The following is a 20,857-nucleotide window of genomic DNA, read 5'->3' as shown; positions in this document are numbered from 1 at the left end:
CTCCCGCCCCGATCAGTCGAGCCCCAACGCCCTGCTCACGGCGACGGCACCGTCGTCGACGGCGCGGACGAGGCCTGCGAGCTCGCGCTCCGCACCCGGCTCCGACGATGCGCCCGCGACCGCCGCGGAAAGGATGCGCGCCGCGCGCCGGAACGGGCGCTCGAAACCGCCGCCGTACGCATCGGGCGGCCCGGGCGCGCCGTCGAGCGCCGGCGGCGCGGCTCCGAGGGCCGCGGCCAGGGCGGACACCCGCGCGATCAGCGCCTCCGTCAGCCCTCCGACGGTGTGCTGCCCGGCGGGCGCGGCGAGATCCGCCCGCCCGGCCTCCGACAGTGCGGCCGCGTACTCCTGCGCGGCGCGGTCCAGGTCCGATCTGTCCATGACATCCCCAGTAGGTTCGAATGATCAGCGATGCAGCCTTACCGTGCACCACGGTAGACGATTTTAATGCACCGCGGTAGACGACTTGGAGGAGTCATGGCCACCGAGGAGCCCGCGACCGAGCCGGACCTCGCGGAAGCGATCGGCACCCTGGGGCGGCGGCTGCTCGCGCTCGAGGAGCCGATCCTCCACGAGGCCGGCGTCTCGATGTGGGAGTACGCGATCCTCACGACACTGCTGCGCGGCGGCGCGGTCTCCCAGGTCGAGCTGTCGCAGCGGACGGGGCGCGACACCACCCGCCTCGGCAGGCACCTGGGCGAGTTGGAGTCGCGCGGCCTCGTCACGCGGGAGCAGGCCGACGACGCGCGGCGCCGCACCGTCGCGGCGACCGCCGAGGGCGCCGCCGCCCAGGCGGGCGTACAGCGGCGGATCCGCGCCGCCGAGGACGAACTCCTCGCCGCGCGACTGTCCGCCGACGAGGCGGCGACGCTGCGCCGCCTGCTCGCCCGACTGTCACCGGAGTAGTTCGCCGATCCCTACGAGGACGCCCCCTCCGACGGCGCATGCTCCGAACGCGGCGGCGCGAAGGTGCGCAGGCGCCGGATCAGGCCGGTGAGCCGCTCGACGGTGGCGTTCTCGGGATCGGTCAGGCGCAGGCACAGCAGTTCCCGCGCGGTCGCGTGCACCACGCGCGCCAGGTACTCCGGATCCTCGATCCCCGGGAAAGTGGTGCGCAGGCTCAGCTCCATGAACGCGACCACCGCGTCCCGCGATTGCGCGAGACGCTCGTGCAGGGCGGGCGGCGCCCCCTCCGGCGGCAGGAGGAACAGTCGCCACCCCGCCGGATTCTCGTCGATGGCGCGCACCGCCCCCTCGAAGGCCGAGACGAAGGGATCGTTGCCGGAGTCCGGGGCGACCTCAGCGACGGCCTCGAGGTACTGCGCCCCGATCCGGTCGGCCTCGCGGTCGATGAGGGTGACGAACAGCCCGGCGAGGTCGCCGAACTGCTGGTACAGCACCGTCCGGGTGACGCCGGCCTCGTCGGCGATGCGCTTGGGGGTGGCCGCGTGGAAGCCCTCGGCGGCGACGATGTCGTGCGCCACGTCGAGGATCTGCTCGCGCCGCTCGGGGGCGCTCATACGAGTTCTCGTCATTCCCTTGACAGGCTAACTTACACCCTGTCATCGTCGTACTTACGCGATGAAAGTTAAGGAGTGTTCACGATGCGGCACTACCCGGAACTCGCCGAGCGGGTGCGCTCCCAGGCGATCCTGCAACCGGATCTGTACGGCGACGTCGACGTCGACGCGCCGCCCTACCGGCACACCGCCGATCCCGAGGTACCGTCCGCGCTGCACCCCCGGATGGGCCGCCGCGCCGCGACGCTCGACGACGAGCGGACCGTCGAGCTCATCGCCGTCACCACGCTGCTCGGTGACGTCGTGGCCGATCCGTACGCCTCGCTCGAGCCGCGTTTCGGGACGAGGACGCTGGTCGAGATGCTGCGGCGGGCCTGTCGCGAGGGGATCGACGCCGTGCCCGAGGCCCCGGCGGAGCTGCGCGCGTTCGTCGCCGCGATGGAGGACACCCCCGCCTGGGTCGACATGGGCCTCGTCGAGGAGGGCGCCCGCCTCGCGCGGGTCGGTTCCGCCCTGACCTCGCCGTTCATCACCCGCGGCGTCTTCCTCGCGACCTTCCTCAACACCTACGCCGCGCTGCCGATGGCGCTCACCGGCGCCCTCTCGGGCAAGCGCGCGGCGCGCCGGATCAACGAGACGGCGAACTTCTTCGCGGTCACCACCCTGCCCGGCGCGCTGCAGCGGCACCGCGAGGGCTTCGAGGCCGCCGCGATGGTGCGACTGATGCACTCGATGGTGCGCTTCCACGCGCTCACCCGCCCCGGCGCCTGGAACCGCGAGGTCTACGGCATCCCGATCCCCCAGGTCGATCAGATGCCCGCCGGCACCATCGGCAGCTACCTCCTGGCGATCCGGGCGGTGAAGGAGAAGCGCGACTTCGACGCCCACGAACGGGCGATCGTCGAGTTCAACCGCTACCGCTGTTTCCTGCTGGGACTCCCCGAGGAGCTGCTGCCCACCACGCCGAAGGACATCGTGCGGGTCTTCCTCGGCCGGGCGGCCCTGCTCCGCGACGACTTCGACGACGAGACCTGTGGCGCGCTCGTCCGCTCGTCGATGGAGGCGTACCTGCGGCCGGAGCGCGGCCCCGTCGACGAGGTCGCCAGCATGGTCGAGAAGGCCTGGAGCAAGACGTCGTTCGCGATCGCGTTCTGCGACGGCAGGCCGTCGAAGGCCGCGCGGATGGGCGTGGACTTCACCCCGGTCGACGTGGGGCTGGTCGCGCTCACGGCGCCCTTCATCGGCGGCCGCACGATCGCCGCTGAGATCGGGGTGCGGATCCCCGTCGTGCGCCACGCGGTCGATCGCTACCTGACGCGGCTCATCCACCAGCGCCTCGCCACCTACGGCCACCCCGAGTTCGTCTCCGACGGTGCCGATTACGCGCGCGCCTGAGCCGGATCCGAGGGGTTCCGGACGGTGGCCCAGGCGACCGCGCCGCCGAGGACGCACAGCGCCGCGGAGACGAGCATCGCCCGCCCGAAGCCGTCCTCGAGCGACGCTCCGCTCGGGTCCGTGATCCCCACGGCGAGCGGGAGAACGGCCACGGCGAGCAGGCACGCGAACCGGGAGATCGCGTTGTTCGCGCCGGAGGCGGCGCCGACGTACTCCGCGGGCACGGCCGCGAGCACCGTCGCGGTGAGCGGCGCGACCGTCATCGCCATGCCGAGCCCGAAGACGAGGATCCCGGGGAGCACCCCACCCCAGTAGCTCGCGCCGGGGACGACCAGGACCAGGAGGGCGAGGCCGGCCCCGGCGACGAGCGGCCCGGCCGTCATCAGCGCCCGGGGCCCGGTCCGTTGCGCCAGGGCGCCCATCCGGCCGGAGAGGACCAGCATGATCGCCGTGAACGGCACGAAAGCCAGGCCGGCCTGGAGCGCGGTGTAGCCGAGATTCGCCTGTAGGTGCAGCGAGAGCAGGAACAGCGCGCCGCCGAGACCGGTGTACACGGCGAGGGTCACGATGTTCGTCCCGCTGAACTGCGGCGACCGGAACAGCCGCAGGGGGACCAGGGGGTCCGCCGCGCGGTGCTCGATGAACGGGAACGCCACGACGGCGAGCACACCGACGACGAGCGCCCCCACGACCATCCGCGTCCAGCCCTGGACCGGGGCCTCAATCAACGCGAAGGTCACCCCGCCCAGGCCGATCGTCACGCTCGCCGCCCCGGCCACGTCGAGCGGCCCCCGCACGCGCGCGTCCCGGATCCGCGGGACGTGGCGGAGGGTGAGAACGAGGGCGACCGCCGCCAGCGGGACGTTGATGAGGAACACCCACCGCCAGGAGGCGGCGTCGACGAGCCAACCCCCGACGAACGGCCCGATCGCGGACGAGACGCCGCTGAGGCCGGCCCACACGCCGATCGCCCGGCCGCGGTCCTCCACCCGGATGACCGTCTCGATCATGGCGAGGCTGCTGGGCACGAGCAGCGCGCCGCCGATGCCCTGGACCACGCGCGCGAGGATCAGCACCTCGCCAGTGGGGGCCAGGCCGCACCCGACGGAGGCGACGGTGAAGACCACCAGGCCGATCAGGAAGACGAGGCGCCGGTCGTACCGGTCGCCGAGCGCTCCCCCGAGGAGGAGCAGGGCGCTGAGGGTGAGCAGATACCCGTCGAGCACCCACTGCAGCGTCGACAGCCCGCCCCCGAGGTCCCGTCCGATCGCGGGCAGCGCGACGTTGACGACCGACCCGTCCAGGAAGGCGACGCCCGAACCGAGGGCCGCCGCGGTGATGAGCCAGCGGCCGGAGGCCGACGCCAGTGCGAGGCGCGGGGTGCCGTCGTTCGCGCTCGTCATCGCCTCATCGTAGGACCGCCGCCCGGTCGCGGACCGGTGGCGAGCCCCGCGCCGCTCAGAGCGCGCGGTCGCGCGGCGCGCGCCGGCCGCCCCGCCCGCGCCGGCCGAGCGGGCCGCGACGCACCAGCGCGGCGATGCCGTACGAACCCGCGATGCTTCCGACGAACATCGCGGCAGCGCCCGGGAGCAACCCCGCCGCGGGCCGCCGCACGCCCGCCCGCGCGAGACGCGACGAGGCCCACCACCAGAAGGGCAGCACCGTGACGGGCGTCGTGGCGACGCCGGGCGCATAGCCGCCGAAGCGCGCCGCCAGCGCGAGGTGCGAGAAGCCGTGCAGGCCGTAGGCGAGCAGCGTCGTCTGGTACCAGCCGGAGCGACCGCCCGTGCGGAGGCCGTCGACCGCGGCCGCGGCGACGGCGACGCCCATGACGCCGATCGCCGTGTGCGCCAGCTCGTCCGAGATCGGGAGCCCGCGCTCGCGCGCCCACGGGCCGTTCGTGAACCACTCCTCCGCGTCGTGGATCACCCAGGCGGCGAACAGGCCGGTGGTCGCCGCCACCGGCACCACTGCATTACGTTCCGTCATGTAACGAAACTATACTGGGGCCCGTGCCCGCAGCAACCCCCGGGCGGCCCCGCAGCGCCGCCGCCGAACGCGCCATCGTCGAGGCGGTGCTCGCCGAACTCGAGGACGTCGGCTACCAGGGCCTGACCATCGAGACCGTGGCGAAGCGCGCCGGGGTCGGCCGGCCCACGATCTACCGTCGCTGGCCGGACCGCGACGCGCTCGTCGTCGGCGCGCTCATCGCGACGGTCCCGCCCCTGCGGGCCCCGTCGACCGACGATCCCGTGGCCGACCTGCGGGCCCTCGTCGCGGCCTTCCTGGGCGCGATCGCGCACTCCCCCGCCGCCCGGGCCGTCCTCGCCGTGCACGCCGCGGGCGCGCACCGCCCGGATCTGCGCGCCGCCCTGCACGAGCATTACCTCGCGCCGCGCGCGGAAGTGCTCGCGGACACCGTCGGCCGCGCCCGGGCGGCGGGGGCGATCCGCGACGACGTCACGGACGCGCAGGTGCGCGACCTGCTGTTCGGGCCGGCCGTCTACCGATGGCTCATCGTCGGCGAGGTGCCGCCACCGTCGGAGCTCGACGACGTGTTCGACCTCGCACTCGCTGCGCTCGGACCGTGACCGCGGCTCAGCGGACGTCGAAGGAACCGCTGCCCGGCGTCGGCGCCAGCACGACCGCGACGGTGCCCGTGCTGACGAAGCGCGCGGTGTAGGCCACGCGGCCGGTCCCGGTGTTCGCCACGGCCGTGTTCGGCGCCTGACCGAGGGTGAAGGGCCTCACGGTGACCGATCCCCGCGCTCCGGTCCGGAGGTTGCGGAAGTCGATGCGCACCAGCGACATGTACGAGTTGTAGCCGACGGAGCTGTGCGCGGCGAGCCGGACCTCCCCCGGACGGCCGGTGGTGTCGGCGCCGATCCGGGTGGTGAAGGGCTGCGGGATGCCCAGCCCCGCCACCTGGGTGGCGGTGAGCGGCACCTGGGGTACGGCGAGCGGCGCGGCCTGCGCGGGCACGGCGCCGATCCCGGCGATCAGTCCGGTGGCGGCAATGGTCGTTGCGATCGTCCTCGTACGCATCAAGTCCTCCTGATGTATCGATCCGCCGCTCTGCTGCAGCGCACTGGCCGTGTTCATGCGTGAGGTCGGATACGGCGTTGCTCTCGTTACATCGTGCGAACCGGCGCACGCCGCGGCACCCGCGGTCAGTGGCCGCCGTGCGGCGCCCCCGAGGACGCGGGGGCCGACGACGATCCCGCCGCGCTGGGCATCGACATCCCCGGCATGTCCGGCATCTCCAGCCTGGTGGGCGCGGTCTGCCCCTGCGCCGCCACCACGAACTGGCCCATCATTCCGCGGTCCTCGTGGAAGAGCAGGTGGCAGTGGTACATGTACGGCATGGTCGGGTCGGTGTAGTCGGTGAACCGCATCGCCAGCGCGCAGCTGTCGCCCGGAGCGAGGTAGACGGTGTCCTTCCAGCCGCGCAGGTGCGGCGGCGGCGTCCGCCCGTTGAACGAGGCGACCTGGAACTGCACGTCGTGGATGTGGAAGTTGTGCGGCCAGTTGTCCTTGTTGCGGATCGTCCACACCTCGGTGGTGTCGACGGTCGGCGCGAGGTCGATGCGGCTCATGTCCATCCGCTCGCCGTTGATCATGTACCACTGCAGGTCGAAGGTCCGCGACGCCGGCGACGGTGCGCTCGCCCCGGCCGCGAGCGGTGCGATGACGCTCAGCGTCCTGGGCACGGCGGTCCCGCTCGCCCTGAGGTCGTCCGCACCGACGAGTTCGAGCACGTCGAGGGTGTCGTCCTGCCCGTACTCGCGGGCCGTCTCGCCGGAGATCCTGCCGCGCTGCGTGATCGGGTACGAGCGCAGCATCGCGCGCTCACCGGCGGCGATGACGACCACGATCTCGGCGCGCTCCCCCGGGCTGAGCATCAGGCGATCGGTCGACAGCGGCGCGGCGAGCAGCCCGCCGTCGGACGCGATCATGTCGAACCGGCGGCCGTCGGCGAAGCCGAACTCGAAGCAGCGTGCGGAGGCTCCGTTGAGCAGCCGCAGGCGCAGTCGGTCCCGACGCACGAGGAGGCTCGCGTCGGCGACGCCGTTGGTGATCACGGTCGGGCCGAGCAGCCCCGTCTCACCGGGCGCACTCTCGTCCAGTTCGCCCGCGGCCGTGAACTTCCGGTCCTGGACGACCACCGGGACGTCGTCGACGCCGTACTCGGACGGCAGGCCCAGCGCATCCTGTGCGTCGTCGTCGAGGAGGAAGAAGCCGGCGAGGCCGCGGTAGACGTGCTTCTCGGTCACGCCGTGCGGGTGCGGGTGGTACCAGAGCGTCGAGGCCCGCTGCCGCACCGTCCATTCCGCCTGCCACGTGCCGCCGGGCTCGACCATCTGGTGCGGGCCGCCGTCTGCGCGGGCCGGAACGTGCATTCCGTGCCAGTGCACGCTGGTGGCCTCGGCGAGGCCGTTGCGCACCGTCACCGCGACCTTCTCGCCGTCGCGGGCGCGCAGCGTCGGACCGAGGACGTCGCCGTTGAACCCCCACGTCGCGCTGCGCCGGCCCGCGACGATCTCGGCGGAACCCGCGCGCGCCGCGAGGTCGAACCGGCGCACCCCGTCCGCGCCCACCACCGAGCGGGCCAGCGGCGGGATCGGCAGCGCCCGTCGCCCACCGGGCAGTGGGGCGGCCGAGGGCGCCGACGGGGACGCCGACGCGCGGCACCCGGCGACGGCGGCGCCCGCGAGCGGGGCGGCGAGCAGGGCGGTGAGGAAGCGGCGGCGATTCGTGCCGGCGACGGCTCGTGGCCGCTCGGCGGTGTCGTTGATCATGGCTTCCAGCGTCGTCGGCGGCACGCCCGGGCGACTCCGCCCTGCGGCTACGGAAACCCGCGCCCCGGATCGGCCGGGAGGGGGTTGACAACCTCCGACCGTCCCGCTATGTGCGCTGGTCACGGCTTTGCCGCGACCCCTCGGTGTCGTACCGTGCAGCCATGTCGCGCACCAGCTGGACCGTCGGGGTACGGATCGCTCCCCTCGTCGTGGTGCCCGTCCTGCTCGCGGTCAGCGTGTACCCGGGCCGCTTCCACGCCTCTCCCGGGTACATCGCCGGATCGATGCTCGCCGCCGCGTTGTTCACCCTCGGCGGCCGCGCGCCGTTCGCCGTGTCGATCGCCCTGTCCGTCCTCGGCGCCTGGCTGCTGTCCGTGGAGGCGTGGGGCCCCGCCGGCCTCGTGCCGTACCTCGCCTCGCTCGCCCTCGCCGAGCTCGCCGCCTCGCGACGGCCCCGCCGGGAGGTGGTCACGGCGGCGATCGTCTGGGCCGCCTGCTACATCGCGGGATCACTGTTCGACGCCGAGCAGCACACACTCGTCCGCGTGCTGGCGGAGACGATCAGCTTCGTCGGCCTTCCCGTCGTGGGCGGCCTGTACATGCGGGAGCGGTTCGACCAGGCCGAACGCGAACGTCGCGAGCTCGAGGAGGAGGCACTGCACGCCCGCCGCGACGAGCGGGCCGCACTGGCGCGCGAGCTGCACGACCTGATGGCCCACCACATGTCGGCGATCTCGCTGCGCGTGGGCGTGGCCCGCAGCGTCTACGCCGGCATCGATCCCGGCCTCGACGACGTGCTCAGCGACATCCACGAGACCGCGACGGACTCCCTCGCCGACATCCGGCGGCTGCTCGCCGCGATGCGCGCACGGGACCCGGCCGCGGACCGGACGATCGACGACACCGAGACCGAGGTGCGCCGCGCGGTGGAGCGCACCGTCGACGCCGGTTTCGACGTCCGCGCGCGGATCGACCTCGGCACGAGCGAGCCCACCGCGATCGACGCGCTGACGCTCGTCCGGGTCGTGCAGGAGGCCCTGACGAACGTCATGAAGCACGCCCCGCGCGGCGCGGAGGTCACCGTGGACGTGGGATCGGCCGACGGTGCCTGGCGGGCCCGGGTGACGAGCCCCCTGCCCGCCCACGCGCAGCGCGGGCACGGCTACGGCCTCACCGGCATGGCCGAGCGCGCCGAACTCGCGGGCGGGAGCATCACCGCCGGCCCCGACGGCGATCGCTGGGTGGTCGCGCTCTCGGTGCCGGCGCCCGCGGCCTGACGACGGTTCAGTCCCGCGCGGCGAACCGGGCGAGCTCGACCCGGGAGCCGGCGCCGGTCTTCTGCCGCAGGTTCGCGATGTGCGCCTTCACCGTGGACTCGGCCACGTGCAACCGGCGCCCGATGGCCGCGTTGCCCAGGCCCTCGGCGACGAGGGCGAGCACCTCGCCCTCCCGCTCGGTGAGCGGCACCGCGGGCCGTGCCGCCGCCGGCGGCGGAGCGGATCGGGCGCGCAGGGCCTCGTCGAGCACGCGGCGGGCCGGTCCGGGCGACATCGGCACCTCCCCGCCGAGCGCGCGCCGCAGCCCGTCGAGCAGGGCCTCGGGCGCGATGTCCTTGACCAGGAAGCCGACGGCGCCGGCGGCGAGCGCGGGGTACATGTGCTCGTCGTCGTCGAAGGTCGTGAGCACGACGATCCGGGCGGCGGGGTCCGCGGCGATGATCTGCTCGATGCCGCGGACCCCGTCGACGCCGGGCATGCGCAGGTCCATCAGGACGACGTCGGGCGCGAGCTCGCGGTAGGCGCGGGCGGCCTCGTCACCGTTGGTCGCCTCGCCCGCGACGGTGAAGTCGGGGGCCGCGGTGAGCAGCATTCTGAGGCCGTCGCGGATCAGCCGCTGGTCGTCGACGATCAACACGCTGCTCACACAGCCGATCCTAGACGCGGGCGCTCCCGCTCCCGGACGGCGACGTCAGCCCTGCGCCTCGCGGACGGCCCGCTCGATCCGCTCCCCGATCCCGGCGTCGATGTGCTTCCAGTAGTCGAAGGCGCGGAGCAGGACCGGCTCCGTCACCCCGTCCAGGAGGTGTCCGGAGACGTTGGAGACCAGCCGGTCGCGCTGCGCGTCGTCCATCACGTCACGGACCAGCGTGCCGGCCTGCCCCCAGTCGTCGTCCTCCCGATGCGCGACGTACGCCGCCCGCACCAGCTCGCCGTCGGCCGCCCACTGCGGCTCGGGCTGCCCGGGGTAGTCGGCCGCGGGGCCGCCCTTGGAGTTCGGCGCGTACACCGGATCGCGGACGGGATCGATCCGCATCGCGCCGTCCTTGGAGTAGCTCCGCACCTCGGTGCGCGGCCGGTTCACCGGGATCTGCTTGTAGTTCGCGCCGAGCCGCGCGCGGTGGGCGTCGGCGTACGCGAAGACGCGACCGAGCAGCATCCGGTCCGGGCTGAATCCGATGCCGGGGACGACATTGCTGGGCTCGAACGCCGCCTGCTCGATCTGGCTGTGGTTGTCGGTCGGGTTGGTGTGCAGCGTCATGCGCCCGACCTCCCGCAGCGGGTAGTCGGCGTGCGGCCACACCTTCGTCAGGTCGAACGGGTTGAACCGGTAGTCGGCGGCGTCGTCGAACGGCATCAGTTGGACCTTGAGCGTCCAGCTCGGGTGCTCGCCGCGCGCGATGGCGTCGAACAGGTCCCGCACGTGGAAGTCCCCGTCGGCCCCCGCCAGCCGGTCGGCCTCGTCCTGCGTGAGCGTCTCGACGCCCTGGTCGGAGACGAAGTGGTACTTGACCCAGTGCTTGACGCCCTCGGCGTTGACCCACAGGTAGGTGTGCGAGCCGTAGCCGTTCATGTGCCGCCACGACTTCGGGATACCGCGGTCGCCCATCAACCAGGTGACCTGGTGGGCCGACTCGGGCGAGAGGGTCCAGAAGTCCCACTGCATGTCGTGATCGCGAAGGTTGTTGTCCGCGCGGCGCTTCTGCGATCGGATGAAGTGCTGGAACTTCATCGGGTCCTTGATGAAGAACACCGGGGTGTTGTTGCCCACCAGATCGTAGACGCCGGCGGAGGTGTAGAACTTCAGCGCGAAACCGCGCGGGTCGCGCCACGTGTCGGGGCTGCCGCGCTCGCCCGCCACCGTCGAGAACCGCGCCATCATCTCGGTCTTCGCGCCGGGTGCGAAGACCTCCGCACAGGTGAACGCGGTGACGTCGCCGGTGGTCTCGAACGTGCCGAACGCGCCGCTGCCCTTCGCGTGCGGCTGCCGCTCGGGAATGCGCTCGCGGTTGAACTGCGCCATCTGCTCGATGAGGTAGTGGTCGTGCAGAGCGATGGGGCCGGCGGCGCCGACGGTCAACGAGTGCTCGTCGCTCCCGGCGGGCGCTCCGGAATCCGTGGTGGTGAAGTTCGCGTTCTCGGACATGGCTGTACTCCTCCGCGTATGTGGTTGTCGTTCAGGACCGTTCGCACCCGTCGGGCTGAACGTCGGGCGGAGTCGACGGCCCCGTCCCCCACCGTAGCGAAGACGGAAGAACCCCGCCCGGACGGATCCGGACGGGGTTCTTCTCAGTCGTACTGCGGTCAGCCCTTGTGCGCCTTGACGGCCTCGGTGAGCTGCGGGGCGACGTCGAACAGGTCGCCCACGATGCCGTAGTCGGCGATCTCGAAGATCGGGGCCTCTTCGTCCTTGTTGACGGCCACGATGGTCTTCGAGGTCTGCATGCCGGCGCGGTGCTGGATGGCGCCCGAGATGCCCAGGGCGATGTACAGCTGCGGCGACACGGTCTTGCCGGTCTGGCCGACCTGGAACTGGCCCGGGTAGTAGCCCGAGTCGACGGCGGCACGCGAGGCGCCGACGGCGGCACCCAGCGAGTCGGCGAGCTCCTCGACGACCGAGAACTTGTCGGCCGAACCCACACCGCGACCACCGGAGACGACGATGCTCGCCTCGGTGAGCTCCGGGCGGTTGCCGCCCTGGATCGGCTGCTTCGAGATGACCTTCACGGCGTTCTCGGCCTCGGCCGGGACCGCGACGTCGACGATCTCGCCGGCGCCGGCGACACCGTCGGCCTCGACGGCACCGGGACGCAGCGACGCGACGGGGGTGTCGCCGCCGGCGGTGGCCTCGACGGTGAACGCGCCACCGAAGATCGAGTGGGTGGCGACGCCACCGGGGGCGAAGGCGATCGCGTCGGCGATCAGGCCGGAGCCGAGGCGCGCGGCGACGCGGCCGGCCACCTCCTTGCCCTCGAACGTGGCGGCGGTGAGGATCGCGGCGGCGCCCTGGCTCTCGGCGAGCTCGGCGAGGACGCCGACCTTCGGGGTCACCAGGTGGGCGTCGGCCTCGGCCGACTCCGCGCGGTAGATCTTGGCGGCGCCGGCGGCCTTGAGCTGCTCGGCGACGGCGTCGGTGGTGCCGGGGGCGCCCACGACGACGGCGGCGGGCTCACCCAGCGCCTTGGCGGCGGTCAGCAGCTCGGCCGTGACCTTCTTCAGCTTCCCGTCGACCTGCTCGACGAGGACGAGTACGTCTGCCATAACGGCTTCTCTCCTTAGGAGTGGATTCGAGGGGACTTAGATGATCTTCTGGCCGATGAGGAACTGCGCCACCTTCGTGCCGCCGTCGCCCTCGTCGGTGACCTTCTCGCCCGCCTCCTTGGGCGGCTTCGGCGTGACCGTCGTGACGGTGGTGCCGGCGTTGGCGCCGCCGACCTCGTCGAGCTCGACGCCGATCTCCGCCAGGGAGAGCACGGTGATCTCCTTCTTCTTCGCGGCCATGATGCCCTTGAAGGAGGGGAAGCGCGGCTCGTTGATCTTCTCGTTCACCGACACGATGGCGGGGAGCGAGGCCTCGAGCTCGAAGACGCCCTCATCGGTCTCGCGCTCGCCCTTGAGCGACTCGCCGTCGACGGTGAGCGTGCGCATGTGGGTCAGCTGGGGCAGGCCCAGGTACTCGGCCACGATGGCGGGAACGGCGCCGACGCGACCGTCGGTGGCCTCGTTACCGGCGATGACGAGCTCGACGCCCTCGATGGTGCCCAGCGCGCGGGCGATGACCCACGAGGTCTGGATCGCGTCGGAGCCGTGCATCGCGTCGTCCTGGACGTGGACGGCCTTGTCGGCGCCCATGGACAGCGCCTTGCGGATCGCATCGGTGGCGCTCGCGGGGCCGACGGTCAGAACGGTGACCTCGCCGCCGTGCGCCTCCTTGATCTGGAGCGCGGCCTCGACGGCGCGCTCGTTGATCTCCTCGAGCCACGGGTCGATCGACCTGTCGACCGTGAAGTCATCGGACAGCTTGCGCTCGGACCCGGGATCGGGAGCCTGCTTGATCAGTACGACTACGTTCGTCATTGGTCTTCGTCGACCTCCATCGATGATCGGGATACTCGTAGGGCACATTCTCACACTGCTGTGAGGTACGGAAAATCGTCCCCCGCCGCAGGTTCTGCGAGTAGAACGTAGCACCGCCTCACCACACTGTTTAACGCCAGAGTAAGTTACTGGACGGTAACTGTCCATGTGTGATGGCCCACGCCCCGCGACGACTAGGCTGAGAAGAATGTGTGACCCGCTTCCCCTGACCGGCGAGCGAACCGTCCCCGGGATCCCCGAGGAGAACTACTGGTTCCGCCGGCACGAGATCGCCTACCTCGCGATCGTGGACCGCTACGCCCACCGGACGGTCTTCGAGGCCGGCAGCGGCGAGGGCTACGGCGCCGCGATGCTCGCCGACGGCGGCGCGACGGTGACCGCGCTCGACTACGACGAGTCCGCGGTCGCCCACGTGCGCTCCGCGTACCCGAAGGTGACCATGCTGCACGGCAACCTCGCCGAGCTGCCCCTCGAGGACGCCTCCGTCGATGCGGTCGTGAACTTCCAGGTCATCGAGCATCTGTGGGATCAGCCGCAGTTCCTGGCCGAAGTCGCGCGCATCCTGCGCCCCGGCGGTGAGCTCGCCATCTCGACCCCGAACCGCGTCACCTTCTCCCCCGGCCGCGACACCCCGCTCAACCCCTTCCACACGCGCGAGCTCAACTCGGCCGAGCTGGTCGAGCTCCTCGAGGCCGCCGGCCTGGAGGTCACGGAGAAGCTCGGCGTCTACCACGGTGCCCGCCTGGCCGAGTTGGACCGCCGCCACGGCGGCAGCTTCATCGACGCGCAGATCGAGCGGTCTCTCGCCGGTGAGCCGTGGCCCGAGGAACTGTCGAACGACGTCGCCGCCGTCGCCGCGCAGGACTTCGACCTGCGGGCCGACGCCCCGGACAGTCTCGACCTGTTCTTCTACGCGAGGAAGCCGTGACCGCCGGGCGCGTGCCCGGGATGATCGCCTTCGTCCTGCACTCCCACCTGCCGTGGCTCGCCCACCACGGCGCGTGGCCCGTCGGCGAGGAATGGCTCTACCAGTCGTGGGCGGCCTCCTATCTGCCCGTCACCGAGATGCTCGACCGACTCGCGGCGGAGGGCCGCACCGACCAGCTCACGCTCGGTGTGACGCCGGTCCTCGCCGCGCAACTCGACGATCCGTACTGCCTCGAGGCCATGCACCACTACCTCGGGAACTGGCAGCTCCGCGCCCACGAGGCCGCCCTCTCCGGCCGGCCCGCCGCGGCGGAACTGGGCGCGCGCGAGCACCGCAACGCCGCGCACGCGCTGGAGCTGTTCGAGACCCGCTGGCGCCACGGCGGCACCCCCGTCCTGCGCCGGCTCGCGGACGCCGGCACCGTCGAACTGCTCGGCGGGCCCCTGGCGCACCCCTTCCAGCCCCTGCTCCACCGCCGCCTGCGCGAGTTGGCGCTACGCGAGGGACTGGCCTACGGCACCGCCCGGCTGGGCTCCCCCGCCCGCACCGGCATCTGGGCGCCCGAGTGCGCCTACAAGCCCGGCATGGAGACGGGGTACGAGGCCGCCGGCGTCACGCACTTCATGGTCGACGGCCCCACCCTCGGCGGCGATACGGCACTGGCCCGGCCCGTCGGGGATTCGACGGTGCTCGCCTTCGGCCGGGACCTGCCCGTGAGCTACCGGGTGTGGTCGCCGAAGTCCGGCTACCCCGGGCACGCCGCGTACCGCGACTTCTACGCGCACGACCACGCCACCGGCCTCAAGCCCAGCCGGGTGACCGGCAAGAACGTGGCCGAGGCCGACAAGGCGCCGTACGACCCCGCGCGCGCCGATGCCGCCATCGACAAGCACGTCGCCGACTTCGTGGACACCGTGGTCGCCCGCGTCCGCTCCGAGAGCGCGCGCATCGGTCGCGACGCCCTCGTGGTCGCGGCGTTCGACACCGAGCTGTTCGGGCACTGGTGGTACGAGGGCCCGATCTGGCTCGAGCGCGTCCTGCGCGCCCTGCCCGAGGCCGGCGTGCGCGTCGGCACCCTGCGCTCCGCCGCGGAGGCGGGGTACGTGGGCGCGGCCCGGGAGATCCCGGCCAGCTCCTGGGGCTCCGGCAAGGACTGGCACGTCTGGGACGGCCCGCGCGTGCACGAGTTCGTCGAGCTCAACGAGGAGATCACCACGACCGCGCTGCGGGTCCTGGACAAGCGGGCCGGGCGGACGCGGGACGTGGTGAGCGACCAGGTGCTGCAGGAGGCGCTGCTGTGCCTGCAGTCCGATTGGCCGTTCATGGTCTCCAAGGACACCGCCGCCGGCTACGCCCGCGACCGCGCCTACAAGCACGCGCACGCCCTGCGGGAGATCGCGGAGGCCGCCGAGCGGGGCGACGAGACCCGCGCCGTCGCGCTGGCCCGCACCTGGCGGCTCGCCGACGATCCGTTCCCCGGCCTCGACGCCCGCCGTCTCCCCGCGCCCCTGGGAGGGTTCTGACATGCGCGTCCTGCTCGTCTCCTGGGAGTACCCGCCCGTCGTGGTCGGCGGCCTCGGCCGGCACGTGCACCACCTCGCGCTCCAGCTGCGCGACCAGGGGCACGACGTGGTCGTCGTCTCGCGCCAGCCCACGGGCAGTGATCCGCGGAGCCATCCGACCTCGGATTCCGTGGTCGACGGGATCCGCGTCATCATGGCCGCGGAGGACCCCCTCGCGCTCGACTTCGGCACCGACATGATGCCGTGGGTGCTGTCCATGGGGCATTCCATGCTTCGCGCGGGCCTGCGGCTGGCCGGGTACAACCCCACCGCCGGCGAGGACGCGCTGCACGGCGCCGGCGCGGTCGGCCGCCCGTGGGTGCCCGACGTGGTGCACGCGCACGACTGGCTCGCGGCGCACGCCGCCGTGGGGCTCGCGGAGGCCTTCGACACGCCCCTGGTCGCGACCATCCACGCCACCGAGGCCGGCCGGCACAGCGGCTGGGTCTCCGGGCCGGTGAACCGGCAGGTGCACTCCACGGAGTGGTGGCTCGCCAACGAGGCCGACGCCGTGATCACCTGCTCGCGATCGATGTCCGACGAGGTCAACCGCCTGTTCGGGCCCGGCCTCGCGCAGCTGCACACCATCGCGAACGGCATCGACGCCACGGCCTGGCCCTACCGGGACCGGTCCCGGGCCGACGCCCGACGGGGCGCGCCCCGCCTCCTCTACGTCGGCCGGCTGGAGTACGAGAAGGGCGTGCAGGACCTCATCGCAGCGCTCGCCCGGGTGCGCCGCACCCACCCCGGGACCACGCTGACGGTGGCCGGCGACGGCACGCAGGCGGCGTGGCTGCGCGAGGTCGCGCGGGAGCAGCGGGTGCTGCGTGCCGTCGAGTTCACGGGCGCGCTGGATCACGACGAGCTCGTCGCGCAGTTGCACTCCGCCGATGCCCTGGTGATCCCGTCCCGTTACGAGCCCTTCGGCATCGTCGCGCTCGAGGGGGCCGCGACCGGCATCCCGGTCATCGCGACCACCGCCGGCGGCCTCGCGGACTTCATCCGCACCGGCGAGACGGGCCTGTCGGTCGAGCCCGCCGACGTGCCCGGACTCACCGCGGCGATCCGCACCCTGCTCGACGATCCGGCGTCGTCGCACCGCTGGGCCGCCGCCGCGCGCGCCGAGGTCGAGGAACTCACCTGGGAGGCCGTGGCCCACGAGACGGCGCAGGTCTACCTCGCCGCCAAGCGGCGTCCGCGCACGCCGCTCGGGCGGCGGGTCATCGACGAGCGGCCCCTCCCCGAGCGCGACCCCACCAATCCGCTCTAGGCACGGACGGGTCCTGCGACCTGCGCGATGTGCATGATCGCGAATCCTGTGGCACGGTCAATTCATGACAGCACGACCGTTGGACGCCCTTCCCATCGACCACGGGAAGCACCGCGCGTGCTGATCCGGAACGAGACGCCCGAGGATCACGCCGCGGTCGCCGACGTCCACCGGAGCGCCTTCGCGCCCATGACGCCGCCCGGGCGGACGGAGCCGCTCGAGGTCGTCCTGGTCGAGGCGCTGCGACTGAGCGGCGCGTGGATCGACGAGCTGTCCTTCGTCGCGGAGGACGACGACGGGGCCGTGATCGGCCACGTCTGCCTCACCCGCGCCGCCGTCGGCGAGACGCCCGTGCTCGCCGCGGGGCCGCTCGGCGTCCGCTCCGAATTCCAGACGCGCGGCACCGGCTCGGCGCTGATCCTCGCGGCGCTCGGCGCCGCCGACGCGCTCGGCGAGCGGCTCGTCGCGCTGCTCGGTCACAAGGACTACTACCCGCGCTTCGGCTTCGTCCCCGGCTCCGAGGTCGGCATCGAGCCCGACGTCGCGGAGTGGTCGGGCGATTCGTTCATGGTGCGCACCCTCGGCGCGTACACGCCGGACGTGCGCGGCGAATTCCACTACGCGCGCCCGTTCTACGTGCTGTGACGCACCCGCGCGGTCAGTCCGCCTGCGGCAGGCCGCGGGCCTCGGCCTTCTTGCGCTCGATATCGGCGAGGGCGCGCTCGAGCTCGGCGCGCTCGGCGATGTTGGCGTCCCACATGTCCTTGCGGTTCTTCACGACGCGGGCGGGTGAACCGACCGCGATCGAGTAGGGCGGAATCTCGCCGCGGACCACGGCGTGCGCGCCGAGCACGGTTCCGTGCCCGATGAGGGTGTTGCGGGTGACGGTGACCTTGGTGCCGACCCAGGTGTCGCCGCCGATGCGGACGGGCCCCTTGACGATGCCCTGGTCCTTGATGGGGATGTGGATGTCGTCCATCTTGTGGTCGAAGTCGCAGATGTAACACCAGTCGGCGACGAGCGAGGCGGGGCCGAACTCGATGTCGAGGTAGCAGTTGACCACGTTGTCGCGGCCGAACACCGACTTGTCGCCGATGCGCAGTGAGCCCTCGTGGCAGCGGATCTTGTTCGAGTCGCCGATGTGCACCCAGCGGCCGATCTCCATCCGGCCGAGGCCCGGCGTCGCGTGGATCTCGACGTTCTTGCCGAGGAAGACCATCCCCTTGAGCACGATGTGCGGGTTCGCCAACCGGAACTTCAGGAGGCGGACGTAGCGCACCAGGTACCAGGGTGTGTACGCCTTGTTCTTGAGGACCCAGCGCAGCGACGCGGGCGTGAGGAATCGCGCCTGCTGGTCGGCCTGCCGTGCGTGCCGCCACCGCGATCGGTACGGGGCGTTCCACATGCTCGTCATGCAGGGGAGCCTATCCGGCGGGTGCGCCGCGCCGGTCCGGTACCGGCGCCGCGCTAGTCTGTGGGGCGATCGTCGCAGTCGAGAGTCGAGGGAGACACATGCGGTTGGGTAGGCGCGCGCTCACACTGGGCGCGACGGTGGCCGCCGCCGCGGTGCTCGTCTCGTGCACGCCCGACAACACCTGGGTGTACGCGGACGACTCCGCCGCCTGGCCCGGCATGTACGGCGACTCCCGCAACAACTCCTACGCCGAGAAGGACGCCGCCGCCTCGCTGGTGCCCGCCTGGACCCGCGACCTCGTCGGCCCGAACACGGTGGCGCCCGCGATCTCCAACCGCGGCATCGTCTCCGTGACCGCGCGCACCGAGACCGGCTGCAGCACGTTCAACCTCGAGCTGACGGTGGGCCGCAAGACCTACTGCCGCCGCGACGCCGCCGGGGCGGACCTGCAGGCGCCCGTCGTGGATCAGTTCGACTACACCTACCTCGGCATCCCCGGCTGGCTCTACAGCTTCAACGCCGACAACCAGGTGCGCTGGCGCTACCCCACCGCGGGCACGCCGCTGTGGATCAAGCTCGCCGGCGACAACACCGTGCTCGCGGTGACGCACCTCGGCCAGATGGTCCTCGTCGACACCCACGACGGCGACGCCGCGGGCGCCGCGATCGGACTGTTCCCCCAGGTCTCCTCGAACGCGAACGGCGCGGGCCTCGAGGACTGCGCCACCAACGGGCCCGGCTGCCCGGTCTCCGGGCCGCCCGCGGTCGACACACAGGCCGAGCGCGCCTTCGTCGTGGTCGGTGCCGGGAGCGGAGCGAGCGGGCCGGATCAGCGGGGCGGCGGACGCGGACCGTCGAAGGTGATGGCGGTCGACTACGACAAGAACGGCGGCGACCGGCACGACCTGCGGTACGCGTGGGAGCGTGCGGATCTGCCCGACGGTGCCATCGGCTCGCCCGCCCTGTCATCGGACCGCTCCACGCTGTACGTGAACCTGCGCGGCGAGAAGCTCGCAGCGCTCGACGCGAAGACGGGCGCCACCAAGTGGACGCACGACCTCGGGTACCAGAGCACGCTGCCCCCGTCGGTCTCGCCCGACGGGACGATCATCCCCGCCGCGCCGGGGCTGCACCGTGCCTCGTTCGTCGCGCTCAAGGACGAGGGCTCCAGCGTGCGCGAGGCCTTCAAGCGCACCGACGTCGCCATGGTGTCGCCCGCGACGCAGATCCGGGGCGGCGTCGGCTACGCGGTGATCCGGTCGTGGGCGGCCGTCCAGTCACAACTCATCGAGTTCCGCACGGACACGGGCACCACGCTGCGCACCTTCGACCTGCCCGACTCGGTCACGTCCGCCTCGGGCGTCTCGATCGGCCCCGACGGTGAGCTGGTGACCGTCGGCAACGACGGGACCGTCTTCGCCTTCACCTCGGGCCGCCGAACGGGCGACAGCGTCGCCAAGAACTGACGCCTCCGCCGGCCGGCGGGCCGCGGGCGGTGTTACGCGCGGATGACCCGCGCGGTTACCCGCCCGTCACCGACTCCTCATCGCGCTCCCCCGGTGCGCAGTGCGTTCGTGGGCCCCTCCACGATGGTGCGATCCGCCCACCGCTCTGCGAAGGAGCTCAGCCCGATGCCCATCACCGATCGCCGGATCACCCTGCGGTTCCTCGCCGCCCCGACCGACGTCGCGACGCTCGGCGGCGGCGTCCGCGGCGGCCGCATCCTGGAGTGGATCGACAAGGCCGCCTACGCCTGCGCCGCCGCCTGGTCGGGCGGCTACTCCGTGACCGCCTACGTCGGCAACATCGGCTTCGGCCGCGACGTCGCCTCGGGCGATGTCGTCGAGGTGCGGGCGACGCTGGTCTACACCGGCCGCAGCAGCATGCACATCCAGTGCGAGGTCGCCTCCGCCGATCCGCGGGTGGGCACCTTCACCGTCGCCAGCACGTGCCTGCTCGTCTTCGTCGCGGTCGACGAGGCCGGGAAGCCGACGCCCGTGCGGCAGTGGCAGCCCGTCCTCGCCGAGGACGTCCGCGCCGCCGAGGAGGCCGAGGCCCGCACCGACGTGCGGCGGCGCATCGCGGCCGCGATGAGCGGTGCCGACTACGCGCAGCCCACCGAGGCGGAGCGCCGCACCACCCGCTTCCTCGCGGCGCCCACCGACATCAACTGGGGCGGCAAGGCCCACGGCGGCCGCGTGATGGGCTGGATGGACGACGCGGCCTACCTGTGCGCGGCGGGCTGGAGCGGCGGCGAAGCCGTGACCGTCTACGTCGGTGGCGTGCGCTTCTACCGCCCCGTGCAGATCGGGCAGGTCATCGAGGTGACGGCACGGCTGCTGCACACGGGGCGCCAGACCATGCACGTGTCCGTGCACCTCGCGACGTGCTGGCCGCACGAACACACGCCGCAGCCCGCGGCGCACGCCCTGCACGTGCTCGCCGCGCTGGACGCCGACGGCGACGCCACCGCGGTCCGGCCGTGGGCGCCGCGTCTGCCCGGCGACGTGGCGCTCGATGCGCACGCCCGCGAGCTGATCGCGATCCGCGGCCGGCGCAGCGCCTCGGCCGCGACCCGGATGGTGGCGATCTGA

21 protein-coding genes are annotated in these 20,857 nt (G+C 72.6%); 10 read left to right on the top strand and 11 right to left on the bottom strand.

All coding sequences use genetic code 11. The features are described 5' to 3' along the window. Window positions 1-12 precede the first annotated feature (12 nt). Window positions 13-381, bottom strand: coding sequence for a hypothetical protein (locus ACNAYW_RS09355; protein WP_415849425.1), 369 nt, complete (start codon window positions 379-381; stop codon window positions 13-15). Between the two features lie 96 nt (window positions 382-477). Here ACNAYW_RS09355 and ACNAYW_RS09350 point away from each other — a divergent pair, with 96 nt between their 5' ends. Further along, window positions 478-906, top strand: a complete 429-nt coding sequence (locus tag ACNAYW_RS09350) for a MarR family winged helix-turn-helix transcriptional regulator (protein ID WP_415849424.1) — start codon at window positions 478-480, stop codon at window positions 904-906. 11 nt (window positions 907-917) lie between these two features. On the opposite strand, the gene ACNAYW_RS09345 is transcribed toward ACNAYW_RS09350, so the two are convergent. Further along, window positions 918-1,520 (bottom strand): TetR/AcrR family transcriptional regulator, encoded by a 603-nt coding sequence (locus tag ACNAYW_RS09345; RefSeq protein WP_415849423.1) that lies wholly within the window; start codon window positions 1,518-1,520, stop codon window positions 918-920. Window positions 1,521-1,604: 84 nt separating this feature from the next. Between ACNAYW_RS09345 and ACNAYW_RS09340 the strand changes: the two genes are divergently transcribed. Next, window positions 1,605-2,915 carry an oxygenase MpaB family protein gene (locus ACNAYW_RS09340; RefSeq protein WP_415849422.1) on the top strand — a complete coding sequence of 437 codons (1,311 nt, stop codon included), beginning with the start codon at window positions 1,605-1,607 and terminating at the stop codon, window positions 2,913-2,915. Here the strand turns inward: ACNAYW_RS09340 and ACNAYW_RS09335 are convergent. Together ACNAYW_RS09335 and ACNAYW_RS09330 are read right to left on the bottom strand one after the other, a co-directional pair. Next, entirely contained in the window at window positions 2,900-4,318 is a 1,419-nt protein-coding gene (locus ACNAYW_RS09335; protein ID WP_415849421.1) for an MFS transporter, read from the bottom strand. The two genes, ACNAYW_RS09340 and ACNAYW_RS09335, sit on opposite strands and share 16 nt — an antisense overlap. Window positions 4,319-4,373: 55 nt before the next feature. After that, window positions 4,374-4,904 (bottom strand): HXXEE domain-containing protein, encoded by a 531-nt coding sequence (locus tag ACNAYW_RS09330; protein ID WP_415849420.1) that lies wholly within the window; start codon window positions 4,902-4,904, stop codon window positions 4,374-4,376. 23 nt (window positions 4,905-4,927) lie between these two features. On the opposite strand from ACNAYW_RS09330, the gene ACNAYW_RS09325 reads away from it, so the two are divergent. Beyond that, on the top strand, window positions 4,928-5,506 hold the full coding sequence (locus ACNAYW_RS09325; protein ID WP_415849419.1) for a TetR/AcrR family transcriptional regulator: 579 nt from the start codon (window positions 4,928-4,930) through the stop codon (window positions 5,504-5,506). 7 nt (window positions 5,507-5,513) lie between these two features. Here the strand turns inward: ACNAYW_RS09325 and ACNAYW_RS09320 are convergent, their stop codons facing one another. Then, a complete protein-coding gene (locus ACNAYW_RS09320) occupies window positions 5,514-5,960 on the bottom strand; it encodes a hypothetical protein (RefSeq protein WP_415849418.1) in 447 nt (148 codons plus the stop codon). 125 nt (window positions 5,961-6,085) lie between these two features. Next, the gene (locus tag ACNAYW_RS09315) at window positions 6,086-7,714 is read right to left on the bottom strand and encodes a multicopper oxidase family protein (RefSeq protein ID WP_415849417.1); all 1,629 of its coding nucleotides are present in this window, start codon (window positions 7,712-7,714) and stop codon (window positions 6,086-6,088) included. A gap of 161 nt (window positions 7,715-7,875) precedes the next feature. On the opposite strand from ACNAYW_RS09315, the gene ACNAYW_RS09310 reads away from it, so the two are divergent. Further along, window positions 7,876-8,991, top strand: a complete 1,116-nt coding sequence (locus ACNAYW_RS09310) for a sensor histidine kinase (RefSeq protein WP_415849416.1) — start codon at window positions 7,876-7,878, stop codon at window positions 8,989-8,991. A 7-nt stretch (window positions 8,992-8,998) separates the two neighbouring features. Here the strand turns inward: ACNAYW_RS09310 and ACNAYW_RS09305 are convergent, their stop codons facing one another. From ACNAYW_RS09305 to ACNAYW_RS09290, 4 genes are all read right to left on the bottom strand, one after another. Beyond that, a complete protein-coding gene (locus ACNAYW_RS09305) occupies window positions 8,999-9,637 on the bottom strand; it encodes a response regulator (protein WP_415849415.1) in 639 nt (212 codons plus the stop codon). Window positions 9,638-9,682: 45 nt separating this feature from the next. Further along, on the bottom strand, window positions 9,683-11,137 hold the full coding sequence (locus tag ACNAYW_RS09300) for a catalase (RefSeq protein ID WP_415849414.1): 1,455 nt from the start codon (window positions 11,135-11,137) through the stop codon (window positions 9,683-9,685). 158 nt (window positions 11,138-11,295) lie between these two features. Beyond that, a complete protein-coding gene (locus ACNAYW_RS09295) occupies window positions 11,296-12,252 on the bottom strand; it encodes an electron transfer flavoprotein subunit alpha/FixB family protein (RefSeq protein ID WP_415849413.1) in 957 nt (318 codons plus the stop codon). Window positions 12,253-12,288: 36 nt separating this feature from the next. Continuing rightward, the gene (locus tag ACNAYW_RS09290) at window positions 12,289-13,068 is read right to left on the bottom strand and encodes an electron transfer flavoprotein subunit beta/FixA family protein (protein ID WP_415849412.1); all 780 of its coding nucleotides are present in this window, start codon (window positions 13,066-13,068) and stop codon (window positions 12,289-12,291) included. Window positions 13,069-13,276: 208 nt separating this feature from the next. Here ACNAYW_RS09290 and ACNAYW_RS09285 point away from each other — a divergent pair, with 208 nt between their 5' ends. The 4 genes from ACNAYW_RS09285 to ACNAYW_RS09270 all read left to right on the top strand — a co-directional run bounded on the left by ACNAYW_RS09285 (window position 13,277) and on the right by ACNAYW_RS09270 (window position 17,494). Beyond that, window positions 13,277-14,017: a class I SAM-dependent methyltransferase gene (locus tag ACNAYW_RS09285; RefSeq protein WP_415849411.1), complete on the top strand. Its 741-nt coding sequence runs from the start codon at window positions 13,277-13,279 to the stop codon at window positions 14,015-14,017. Window positions 14,018-14,037: 20 nt separating this feature from the next. Next, entirely contained in the window at window positions 14,038-15,540 is a 1,503-nt protein-coding gene (locus tag ACNAYW_RS09280; protein WP_415849433.1) for a 1,4-alpha-glucan branching protein domain-containing protein, read from the top strand. Window position 15,541: 1 nt separating this feature from the next. Beyond that, on the top strand, window positions 15,542-16,849 hold the full coding sequence (locus ACNAYW_RS09275) for a glycosyltransferase family 4 protein (protein WP_415849410.1): 1,308 nt from the start codon (window positions 15,542-15,544) through the stop codon (window positions 16,847-16,849). A gap of 117 nt (window positions 16,850-16,966) precedes the next feature. After that, the gene (locus ACNAYW_RS09270) at window positions 16,967-17,494 is read left to right on the top strand and encodes a GNAT family N-acetyltransferase (RefSeq protein WP_415849409.1); all 528 of its coding nucleotides are present in this window, start codon (window positions 16,967-16,969) and stop codon (window positions 17,492-17,494) included. A 13-nt stretch (window positions 17,495-17,507) separates the two neighbouring features. Here ACNAYW_RS09270 and ACNAYW_RS09265 read toward each other — a convergent pair whose 3' ends face one another. Continuing rightward, complete coding sequence (locus tag ACNAYW_RS09265) at window positions 17,508-18,263, bottom strand: acyltransferase (RefSeq protein WP_415849408.1); 756 nt, start codon at window positions 18,261-18,263, stop codon at window positions 17,508-17,510. A gap of 98 nt (window positions 18,264-18,361) precedes the next feature. Between ACNAYW_RS09265 and ACNAYW_RS09260 the strand changes: the two genes are divergently transcribed. Then, window positions 18,362-19,729, top strand: a complete 1,368-nt coding sequence (locus tag ACNAYW_RS09260; protein WP_415849407.1) for a PQQ-binding-like beta-propeller repeat protein — start codon at window positions 18,362-18,364, stop codon at window positions 19,727-19,729. Between the two features lie 165 nt (window positions 19,730-19,894). Continuing rightward, window positions 19,895-20,857 (top strand): acyl-CoA thioesterase, encoded by a 963-nt coding sequence (locus ACNAYW_RS09255; protein ID WP_415849406.1) that lies wholly within the window; start codon window positions 19,895-19,897, stop codon window positions 20,855-20,857.

Source organism: Tsukamurella ocularis, from assembly GCF_965138335.1.
GTDB classification, from domain to species: domain Bacteria; phylum Actinomycetota; class Actinomycetes; order Mycobacteriales; family Mycobacteriaceae; genus Tsukamurella; species Tsukamurella ocularis_A.
The sequence above is the reverse complement of the archived record's forward strand: the minus strand, read 5'-3'. Positions and strand labels throughout refer to the sequence as shown.